Source organism: Mesorhizobium temperatum (assembly GCF_002284575.1).
GTDB classification, from domain to species: domain Bacteria; phylum Pseudomonadota; class Alphaproteobacteria; order Rhizobiales; family Rhizobiaceae; genus Mesorhizobium; species Mesorhizobium temperatum.
Genome location: NZ_NPKJ01000068.1, coordinates 17,199 through 26,943, shown reverse-complemented (window position 1 = coordinate 26,943; position 9,745 = coordinate 17,199). Strand labels below are relative to the sequence as shown.

The following is a 9,745-nucleotide window of genomic DNA, read 5'->3' as shown; positions in this document are numbered from 1 at the left end:
GCGTGTACCTGTCTCAATAGCCAAGTGCGGCAAAGCCGAGCGCCACCAGGGCTCCTCCCAGCACGATGTCCGCATGCTTTCGGAAACGACTGTAAAATCGCCGTGTGGCCGGTTGGGAAATGGAAAGGCCGAGAAGACCAAACCAGCCGATCGCAATGGCAAACACCAACGCGACCACGGATAGGTGAGTTGCCCCGCGAGCATTTAGATTCAGCATGGTGGATGCGAAAAACAGCGCGGTGGCAGGATTTGCAACAGCGGTGACAAAGCCCAGCCGGAAGTATCGAGCGATTGGAACCGGCTTCGGCTCGTTGACACCGGTCTCGATCGACAGCGCCCGCCGCATCGAATTCCAGCCGATGAAGACCAGCACTGCGCCGTATAGGCTGGCGGCCATCTGGTGTGCGATGCCCCCCGGCGGCAGCGCGCCGGCTCCCGTCGCGACGACCGCCGCCAACGAACTCGCGCCAAGGGCGATACCAGCGGCTGCCGAAAGCGCTGTGGCACGCGAAGCGGTTAGCCCGGCCTGCGCGACGACAGCAAAATTGGCGCCCGGCAGCATTGCCAACAGCGCATAGGAAATGGCGAACGGAAACAACCCCGCCGCGACAGCGTGCCCGGTTTCCAACATCGATCAGCCCACATCGGCGGCGGCCTGCTCTCCTGAAGGCAGCCGCTGCCACCGAGGGCGAAATGTGTATGAAACATGTCCCTTCTAACAGTCGGCAAATGCCGACATGAGGACCTCTTTTTTTGCCGGATTATCGGCCGCGCCCGCTGAGCGGCTCGCCGGAAGCACGGTGCCGAAGCCAAACTGGTCGATTTGACACGTTTCGATCTCTCCCGCCAATCTCGCGGGTACCTTCCAAAAACGTTGCGAAACGGCAACGGAGTGGTTATATACGCAGCGAATTTCCCATTTTGGTGGCTCTAAAACCACCGCCCGCGCGGGAACGCGGGCGAACGAGAAGGATATCTCATAATGGCCAATACGCTGCTGATGCCCAAGGCGACCGCCGTCTGGCTGGTCGACAACACCGCGCTGTCCTTCGAGCAGATCGCGCAGTTCTGCGGGCTGCATCCGCTCGAGGTCAAGGCGATCGCCGATGGCGAGTCGGCGCAAGGCATCAAGGGCATGGACCCGATCATGACCGGCCAGCTGACCCGCGACGAGATCGCACGCGCCGAGAAGGACCCGAACCATCGGCTGAAACTGTCCGATCCCAAGGTGCGGGTGCCGGAATCCAAGCGCAAGGGTCCGCGCTACACGCCGCTGTCGAAGCGCCAGGACCGGCCCAACGCCATCCTCTGGCTGGTGCGCAACCATCCCGAGTTGAAGGACGCGCAGATCGCGCGCCTCGTCGGCACGACCAAGTCGACGATCGACCAGATCCGCGACAGAAAGCACTGGAACTCGGCCAATCTGCAGCCGATGGATCCGGTGACGCTGGGTCTCGCTTCGCAGATCGACCTCGACATGGAAGTCAACCGCGCTTCGCGTGGCCGCGAGCAGGCACAGCCGGCCGGCGACACGCTGCTGCCGGCGGCATTGACCGAGCGCCTGGTGCCCGCGCCGGAGAAGCCAAAGGACGAGGATGCGGAGCTCGACGCCAACGCCGTCTTCGCCAAGCTTTCGGCGCTGAAGTCGAAGGACGAAGATAAGGACGACGAGGAGTGAGTCGGCCATAGGCCGATCAATTACAAAAGCCCGCCTCACGCGGGCTTTTTTCGATCTCGCGGTGTCAGGTTCGCGCGGCCCGGTCCGGCGCCATGCCGTAGTCCTCGCTGCGCTCCACCGCACGATAGAAATCGGCGAGCTGCTTGCCGCGCTCCGGCTTGAAGACGCGGCCGGCTATGACCACCGAAGCGATGCGGTCGATGCGGAAAGCGCGGAAATCGTCGCGCATCTCGCACCAGGCGACCAGCGTCCACACCTTGCCCCAGAACCACAGGCCCAATGGTCTGATGTCGCGCGCGGTGCTGCGGCCTGCTTCGTCGGAGTAGTCGATGGTCAGCACCTGGCGTTTTTCCACCGCGCGCTCGATCAGGTCGATTGCTTCGCGGGCGGCGTCGCTCACCACCCACATCGGCGTGTGGATCTCGGTGCGGGCGATGCGGTCCTTTTCGGCATCGGGGAGCACGGCGCCGATCTTGACCAGCGCCTCGTCGGCGGCCCGCGCCATCGCAGCGCCGCCAAACGCGCGCACCATGCGGGCACCGGCGACCAGCGCGACGATCTCGTCACGCGTGAACATCAGCGGCGGAAGGTCGAAGCCCTCCCTCATCATGTAGCCGACGCCGGCCTCGCCGTCGATCGGCACGCCGGTCGACTGCAGGTCGGCGATGTCGCGGTAGATTGTTCGCTCGGAAACCTCGAGCCACGTGCCCAGCTTCTGGGCGGTGACCAGACGGCCACCGCGCAGATGCTGCACGATCTGGAAGAGCCTGTCGGCGCGACGCATCGTATGGTCCCTCGATGTTGTTTTTATGCATGTCGTTGTCCCAAAACCGGTTCCCACTTTTGGGCGACATGCATTATGGTACGAGCCCTTCACGCTTGCGCTGCACGGCGACGAATGCCGCGCCGAAGGACAATTTCCCTGTTGTCGGCGTCTTTGCATCCAGCACCCGCCAGAACGGCGCGATGTCGCTCAGCGTCATACCGCGTTCCAGATCCTCGTTGGCGGCCTCGGCGACAGTGCGCAGATGATAGCCGATGGTGACCGGACATGTCACTTCGGCGCCGTGCTCGATGGCGAGCGCAGTGCGCAATGCGCCGACATCCATGGCCACGCCCTTGGGGATGGAGCGGATGAAATCATCGACCTGCCGTGCCGTCGGCACCAGCATCGGCTGGCCCTCGACGACGTCGCCAACAGTGCGCGGCGTCGGCTTGATACCGTTGATGCCTGGCGTGTTCAGCCTGTCGTTCCAGCTCTTTACCATGCGTCACCTAGACGAAAAGCCCAAAGCTGTTGCCGTCCGGGTCGAGGCAATAGGCGAATGTGCCCGCCGGAATGGAGATCACAGGCGAGACGACCTGACCGCCGTTCTGCCTCACCCGTTCGATGGCATCCTCGATCGGCGCGGCAACCGACAGATGGATGGTCGGGCCGGTTCCCGGTGCTGCGGGTTTCCCGGGGTAGACGTGCCCGGAGGCCATTCGGTCCTGCGCGGCGAACATGGCCATCGGGTTCGGGCCGCTTTCCTCCAGAATGAGATCATTCTGAAGCACCGACCCATAGAAGGCGCGCGCCCGATCCATGTCGGTGACCGGGATCTCGAACCATGCCGAGGCTTTTGCCGGGATGAAGGCCATGTCTGTCTCCTGATACTGTCGCACTATTGCACGCCGCTCCTGACACCATGCTGTCAGGAGGCTTCAGCATATTCCCCTTCGGCATACTCCTTGGCGAACAGCGTACGCATCTGTGCGAGATCGCTGCTTCTCTGGGGATAGAGCGTCTTCAAATAGGCAAGAGCGAAGGTGCCGGGAGCCGAACCCGGCGCGGACACGATGCGACCGTCGGCGATGGCATAGGGCACGTCCTGATAGTTCTGGGCGCCCGGATAGCCCGGTTCCTTTTCGTTGATCCAGTCAAGTGCAAGCGTTCCGGCGCAGATGCCGCCGACCACGCCGCCGCAGTCCGGAGATGTCAGGCGGGGCATCGACCCACTGGTCGGAGCCAATGACCGCGACGGCGTCGAGATCGGTGTTTTCATCACCCTCGGCGGAGCGGTCGGGTGTCAGCACAAATCCGCTGGCCGAGGTCACCGGCTTGCCGTTCGGGGTCAGCGACACCGCGCGTGCACCGAACCATTCGACCGCCGAAGCCGCCAGCAAGCCGTATTCCCAGTCGGCGAAGCGATCGATGAAAAGGACGCCGATGGTCTTCTGTTCGGACATTTCCTGCTCCGTCTTTCGGCCCGCCGGACCTATTTATCTGGGCGCCGTGGCGTCCGGATCCAACTGCTGCCGCGAAAAAAATCGCCTCAATTGCCGCGGCCGTGGCGGCCTTCGTAATTATCCGGCCAACCGATGTCCTTGCGGATGCTCTGCGGCAACCCATTCATGAAACGCCGGGTGCGGATCTCGTTGCGCATCGTCCTGATCTTGCCGACATAGTGCTGCACGCTGCGCAGAATGGTAAAACCGTTCATAGCTGGTCTCCTCTCTTTCGATGGAGACACTATCGCACACCCCTCCTGACAGCAGTCTGTCAGGAGGCTTGATGGCCTTGGTGATCCTGCCGGTTGTCTTCCCGATCTCGACGGTACGAGGCACGCCGGCCTGTTCATCGCATGTCCCTGTCAGAGTTGGGATCGTTCAGCTTGCAGCGACGGACTGTCGGAATTCGCGTCCTTCTGCGATAGGGTCGGCGTTCCGATATTGAAGGAGAAAAATTTTCCAGAGATCAGGGAGGACGACCATGGGCCTGCAACTAACGGGAATCCACCATCTAACCGCTATCACAGCGAATGCGCCGGGAAACCTTCGTTTCTACACCGGTACTTTGGGGCTGCGGCTGGTCAAGAAGACGGTCAATCAGGACGACACGTCAGCCTATCACCTTTTCTATGCCGACGCCGAGGCGACGCCTGGCACCGATCTTACCTTCTTCGATTGGCCGGTCGGACGCGAACGGCGCGGCACCAACAGCATCGTGCGGACCAGCCTGAGGGTCGCCAGCCCCGAAAGCCTTGCCTGGTGGAAGGAGCGCCTGGCCGGCAAGACCGTCGCGACGGGAGAGATCGGCGATGTTGGCGGCTACCCGTCGCTGGACTTCGAAGACCCAGAAGGCCAGCGCCTGCGTCTCGTCAGCGATGGCGGCAAGGGCGACAATCATCCCTGGGCTCAAAGCCCGGTCCCAGTCGAGCACCAGATACGCGGGCTCGGGCCCATCGTTATCAGCGTTCCTGACATCACCAACACTGAAACCGTGCTGACCAGGGTGATGAACATGCGCAAGGCGCGGGACTATGCCTCGCCGGATGGTCAGGGCCAGGTTCATGTCTTCGAGATGGGAGCAGGCGGCCCGGCGGCGGAGCTTCATGTCGCGGTGCAGCCGGGCCTTGCGCCGGCACGGCAGGGCGCCGGTGCGGTCCACCACGTGGCATTCAGGGCGCCGGACCAGGAGATTTTGCATCAATGGACGGCGCGGCTGGCCGAGTTCCGCCTGCCGTCAAGCGGTGAGGTCGAACGATACTACTTCCGTTCGCTCTACTTCCGTGAGCCGAACGGCATATTGTTCGAAATTGCCACCGACGGCCCAGGGTTCACGGCCGACGAGCCGCTGGAAACGCTGGGCGAAAGGCTGGCCTTGCCACCGTTCCTCGAACCGAACCGGGCTGCGATCGAGGCCGACCTCAAGCCGCTGACATAGAACCTCTCAGCGTTATGGCGATCTGGTACGAGCGGAGCGCTTTGACAGCCGACCGCGATGCTGGTCAAAGGCGGCATGTCGAAACTTCTTGCGCTCGTCATCGTCGCCATGATGGTCATTCAGTTGATCAAGCCGCTCGGCTGGCCGGGGCTGAAGCGGCGCAGCGATTTTTGGAAGCTGGCGGTATTGGCGATGGCGGCGATTTCGATAACAGCGGCGCTGGGGCATTGGACGTAGGGCTGGAGGCCCGCTATGCGAGGCGTGGTTCCTTGGCCAGCACCAAGTCGACGAGATGTTCCGCCCAGGCCCGGTAGCCGGCTTCCGAGGCATGAAATCCGTCGGAGGCAAAACCGGCTTCGGCATCGGTGATCGGCAGGCGCGGCGCCGGCACCGCGCCGCGTTCGAGGCAGAGGCGCTCGCCCATCCGGTTCATCTCGGCGGCGCGGATCTCCAGGATTTTTCCGAGCAGCGGCGGCATTGCCGGTGCCCGGGTGAATTCCAGCACCGGCGACCACACCACGCGCGCCTCCGGCCATTTGGCGCGCAGCGCGTAGAGCAGGCCGCCAAAATCGCTCTTGAAGCGTGGCACCGAGTGAAAGTTCTTGGTGTCGTTGGTGCCGATGGCGAGCACGATATGCGTCCAAGGATCGGCCGACAGATTGGGCAGCACGTGGTCGCGGATCTGGCCTGAGGTCGCCGAGTTGAAGCCGGCTGCCCGCCAGCGCACCGCACGGCCAGTGCGTTTCGAGATCAGATCGGCCAGTTGCGCGGCCAGCCCGTACTCGGAATTGCCGATGCCCACCGAAGCGGCGGAAGAATCGCCAAGCATCAGAAGCGAGACCGCCGGCGCCTGGCCTGATATCTCGTGCATGACCGGACCTTGCGCCGGCAGCATGCGGGTGGTGCGGCGGCGCACGCCGAGCCCCTGCCAAACATAGACCGGAAAGGCGAGCCAGGTGAGGAGGGCTAGAAAGCGCTGCATCGCAAACCGTTAATGGGGCAAGTCCGTTTAAGGGCATAGCGAGCAGCACTTAGCGCATATCGGGCCAAAGGCGAAAGACCTGCGTCGGCTGCCGGTCGTCAATGACAACAGGCGTCCTGCATTTCGGACCTGTCTGCATATTCGTCGTGCAGCCGCACCCAGTCCATCAGGCTGTGATAGGGACCGGTCTCGTTGCGGCCCTTCGGCGTCAGGTCGAGATAGTGATAAGCGCCGATCAGCGGATCGCCGCCCCTGGAGCGCGACATGAAGGTCAGGAAGATGTCGCCGTTCTCATCCCTGTAGAACACGCTGGTGCCGGGAAGGTCCTTCGATTTCAGCGCGCGCTGCTCGAAATTATAGGTCGTGTCGCCGGATGCGATCTGCTTGTCGGTGAAGGAAACCTGCATGTCGAAGTTGAAGTCCGAGGCGTAGGACGACACCCAGTCGAATTTCCAGCCCATGCGCTGTTTGTAGGGCAGAAATTCAGCCAACGGCGCCCGCGAGATCACGACCAGCGACACATCGTGGTGCTTGAGGTGCTGGTTGGCGCCGTCGATGTGGTCGGCAAGGAAGGAGCAACCTTCGCAACGGTAGTCGGCGCCCGGCCCGAACATGAAGTGGTAGACGATCAGCTGGCTTGCGCCGGCGAACAGGTCGACCAGTTTCTTCGGGCCCTGTTCGGTCTCGAAGACATAGTCCTTCCGGATCTTCAACCAAGGCAATTCCCGCCGTTCGGCAGCGATGCGGTCGCGAAATCGCGTCAATTCCTTCTCGCGGGCCAGATGCGCCTTGTGCGCCTGGAACCAGTCTTCCCGTGAAACGATCTTGTTGTTTGGCATCCGACTGCTCCTCTTTGAGCCCCAAGGACGTTTGGGCTCAACGCAAGCCGACACGGCCGTCGCGTTTTTTTGGGAGCATGCGGAACCCGGGCAGATGGCCCGGGTTCGGCTGAGGTAGAAAAAATCCGGTCAGGCGGCCTGTTCCAGTTCCGGCTGCCATTTTCCAAGCGCTGCCAGATGGTTCATGTGGGCGCGATGGGCGAAGGCGGCCTGGGCAGCGGCGACGTTGGCCGCCTTGCCGCTCCACGCCTTCTGTGGCGCCGCCTGCAAGGCTCGGCCATAGGAGAAGGTCAGCTTCCATGGATGCGGGCCGATGGCATTGATGGCGTTTAGGTTGGCGGTCGCCTCCTCGTCCGATTGCCCGCCGGAGAGAAAGGCGATGCCCCCAATCGCGGCCGGCACCGTTTCGCGGAACAGTTTTATGGTCTTTTCGGCGACTTCCTCGGGGCTGCTGGTCTTGCCCGACTTCTTGCCGGCGAGAACCATGTTCGGCTTCAGGATGGTGCCTTCGAGGACGACGCGGGCCGCGTAGAGCTCGGTGTAGAGTTTTGTCAGCGTTGCCTTGCTGATCTCGTAGCAGGTGCCGATGTCATGGGCGCCGTCCATCAGCACCTCCGGCTCGACGATCGGCACGATGCCGGCCTCCTGGCAAAGCGCCGCATAGCGGGCGAGCGCATGGGCGTTCGAGCCGATCGACGTGGCGGAAGGCACGCCCTTGGCGACGTCAATGTCGATCACCGCGCGCCATTTGGCGAAACGGGCGCCGAGCTTGTAATAGTCGGCGAGCCGCTCGCGCAAGCCGTCGAGGCCTTCGGTGATCGTATCGCCGGGGTACCCAGCCAGAGGCTTGGCGCCGGCATCGACCTTGATGCCTGGGATGGCGCCGGTCGCCTTGATGATGTCGACGAGCGGCGTGCCGTCCGCGGCCTTCTGGCGGATGGTCTCGTCATAGAGGATGACGCCGGAAATGTATCTGGTCATCGCCTCCTTGGCGCGGAACATCATCTCGCGATAGTCGCGGCGGCTGTCGGCGGTCGATTCGACGCCGATCACGTCGAAGCGCTTCTTGATGGTGCCGGAGCTTTCGTCGGCGGCCAAAAGACCCTTGCCGTCGGCCACCATCGCGGCGGCAATGTCCTCGAGACGTTCGCTCATTGTGCATCCTCCTGAAACAGTTGTTCCAAACTAGCAGACCACTAGTGCAAGGCAGGTTCAAGTCGAACCATTCCGAGTGGAAAACTCGAATCGATTGAAACGCGCAAACGCCCTCGTTCGCCTCTCGCCTCAGCGCTTCAGCACATCGACACCGGGCAGCGGCTTGCCCTCCATCCATTCCAGAAAGGCGCCGCCGGCGGTTGAGACGTAGGTGAAGTCGTCGGCCACGCCGGCATGGTTGAGTGCTGCCACCGTGTCGCCGCCGCCGGCGACCGAGATCAATTTGCCGGCCTTGGTGCGGGCCGCGGCGTGCTTGGCTGCCGCCACCGTCGCCCGGTCGAACGGCTCGATCTCGAAGGCGCCGAGCGGACCGTTCCAGACCAGCGTCGCGGCGCGGTCGATCCAGTCGGCAACGGTCTTCACGGTCTTTTCGCCGACATCGAGGATCATGGCGTCGGCCGGCACCTCTGATATGGCGACGGTTTCGCTGGCGGCGCCCGCCTTGAATTCCCTGGCGACGACACCGTCGACCGGCAGGATGACGGCGCAGCCGGCTTCGGCCGCCTCGATCATGATCTGCTTGGCGGTGTTGGCGAGGTCGTGCTCGCACAGTGACTTTCCGACATCGGTGCCGCGCGCGGCCAGGAAGGTGTTGGCCATGCCGCCGCCGATGACCAGCGCGTCGACCTTCTTCACCAAATTCATCAGGAGGTCGATCTTGCTCGAGACCTTGGCGCCGCCGACGATGGCGACGACAGGGCGCGCGGGATTGCCGAGGCCCTTTTCCAGCGCGTCGAGCTCGGCCTGCATGGTACGGCCGGCGAAAGCCGGCAGCAGGTGCGCAAGCCCTTCCGTCGACGAATGAGCGCGGTGGGCAGCGGAAAAGGCGTCGTTGACGAAGATGTCGCCATTGGCGGCGAGCTTTTCGGTGAAGTCCGGGTCGTTCTTCTCCTCGCTCTTGTAGAAGCGGGTGTTTTCGAGCAGCAGCACGTCGCCGTTGCCCATCGCGGCGACGGCGCTCGCGGCCTTGTCGCCGATGCAATCGGCCGCGAAGCCGACAGGGCGGCCGAGCACCTCTGCGGTCGCCTTGGCGATCGGCTCAAGCGAGAATTCGGGCGACGGTCCATCCTTTGGCCGGCCGAAATGCGCAAGCAGGATGACCTTGGCGCCGTTGCCGGAAAGCTCGGCGATGGTCGGCGCGATGCGCTCGATGCGGGTGGCGTCGGTGACCTTGCCGTCGGCGACGGGAACGTTGAGGTCGACGCGCACCAGCACACGCTTGCCATCGATGTTGCCAATGTCATCCAGTGTCTTGAAGCCGGCCATGCTGTTCCCTTTCGCAAAAAACGCCGGGACCTTAACCCGCACCAACGACGATGCAAGAC

At 63.2% G+C, this 9,745-nt stretch carries 12 protein-coding genes and 1 pseudogene; 3 read left to right on the top strand and 10 right to left on the bottom strand.

Going from position 1 to position 9,745, the window contains the following annotated elements; all coding sequences use genetic code 11:
- Positions 1-13: 13 nt before the first annotated feature.
- Complete coding sequence (locus CIT26_RS26445; RefSeq protein ID WP_095495305.1) at positions 14-631, bottom strand: LysE family transporter; 618 nt, start codon at positions 629-631, stop codon at positions 14-16.
- Positions 632-982: 351 nt separating this feature from the next.
- On the opposite strand from CIT26_RS26445, the gene CIT26_RS26440 reads away from it, so the two are divergent.
- Positions 983-1,678, top strand: a complete 696-nt coding sequence (locus tag CIT26_RS26440) for a DUF1013 domain-containing protein (protein ID WP_095495304.1) — start codon at positions 983-985, stop codon at positions 1,676-1,678.
- A 64-nt stretch (positions 1,679-1,742) separates the two neighbouring features.
- On the opposite strand, the gene CIT26_RS26435 is transcribed toward CIT26_RS26440, so the two are convergent.
- The 5 genes and pseudogenes from CIT26_RS26435 to CIT26_RS26415 all read right to left on the bottom strand — a co-directional run bounded on the left by CIT26_RS26435 (position 1,743) and on the right by CIT26_RS26415 (position 4,161).
- Positions 1,743-2,462, bottom strand: a complete 720-nt coding sequence (locus CIT26_RS26435; protein ID WP_095487267.1) for a helix-turn-helix transcriptional regulator — start codon at positions 2,460-2,462, stop codon at positions 1,743-1,745.
- A gap of 73 nt (positions 2,463-2,535) precedes the next feature.
- Entirely contained in the window at positions 2,536-2,946 is a 411-nt protein-coding gene (locus CIT26_RS26430) for a hypothetical protein (protein ID WP_095495303.1), read from the bottom strand.
- A gap of 7 nt (positions 2,947-2,953) precedes the next feature.
- Complete coding sequence (locus CIT26_RS26425) at positions 2,954-3,319, bottom strand: VOC family protein (RefSeq protein WP_095495302.1); 366 nt, start codon at positions 3,317-3,319, stop codon at positions 2,954-2,956.
- Positions 3,320-3,372: 53 nt separating this feature from the next.
- Positions 3,373-3,907: pseudogene (locus CIT26_RS26420) on the bottom strand (type 1 glutamine amidotransferase family protein).
- Between the two features lie 86 nt (positions 3,908-3,993).
- Entirely contained in the window at positions 3,994-4,161 is a 168-nt protein-coding gene (locus tag CIT26_RS26415; RefSeq protein ID WP_095495301.1) for a hypothetical protein, read from the bottom strand.
- A 269-nt stretch (positions 4,162-4,430) separates the two neighbouring features.
- Here CIT26_RS26415 and CIT26_RS26410 point away from each other — a divergent pair, with 269 nt between their 5' ends.
- Together CIT26_RS26410 and CIT26_RS26405 are read left to right on the top strand one after the other, a co-directional pair.
- On the top strand, positions 4,431-5,384 hold the full coding sequence (locus tag CIT26_RS26410; RefSeq protein WP_095495300.1) for a ring-cleaving dioxygenase: 954 nt from the start codon (positions 4,431-4,433) through the stop codon (positions 5,382-5,384).
- 57 nt (positions 5,385-5,441) lie between these two features.
- Positions 5,442-5,621, top strand: a complete 180-nt coding sequence (locus tag CIT26_RS26405) for a hypothetical protein (RefSeq protein ID WP_164759070.1) — start codon at positions 5,442-5,444, stop codon at positions 5,619-5,621.
- A 13-nt stretch (positions 5,622-5,634) separates the two neighbouring features.
- Here CIT26_RS26405 and CIT26_RS26400 read toward each other — a convergent pair whose 3' ends face one another.
- From CIT26_RS26400 to CIT26_RS26385, 4 genes are all read right to left on the bottom strand, one after another.
- Positions 5,635-6,366, bottom strand: coding sequence for an SGNH/GDSL hydrolase family protein (locus tag CIT26_RS26400; protein ID WP_095495299.1), 732 nt, complete (start codon positions 6,364-6,366; stop codon positions 5,635-5,637).
- A gap of 98 nt (positions 6,367-6,464) precedes the next feature.
- On the bottom strand, positions 6,465-7,205 hold the full coding sequence (locus CIT26_RS26395) for a DUF899 domain-containing protein (protein WP_095495298.1): 741 nt from the start codon (positions 7,203-7,205) through the stop codon (positions 6,465-6,467).
- Between the two features lie 129 nt (positions 7,206-7,334).
- The gene (locus CIT26_RS26390) at positions 7,335-8,360 is read right to left on the bottom strand and encodes a class I fructose-bisphosphate aldolase (RefSeq protein ID WP_095495297.1); all 1,026 of its coding nucleotides are present in this window, start codon (positions 8,358-8,360) and stop codon (positions 7,335-7,337) included.
- A gap of 129 nt (positions 8,361-8,489) precedes the next feature.
- Positions 8,490-9,686, bottom strand: coding sequence for a phosphoglycerate kinase (locus tag CIT26_RS26385; protein WP_095495296.1), 1,197 nt, complete (start codon positions 9,684-9,686; stop codon positions 8,490-8,492).
- Positions 9,687-9,745: the final 59 nt, after the last annotated feature.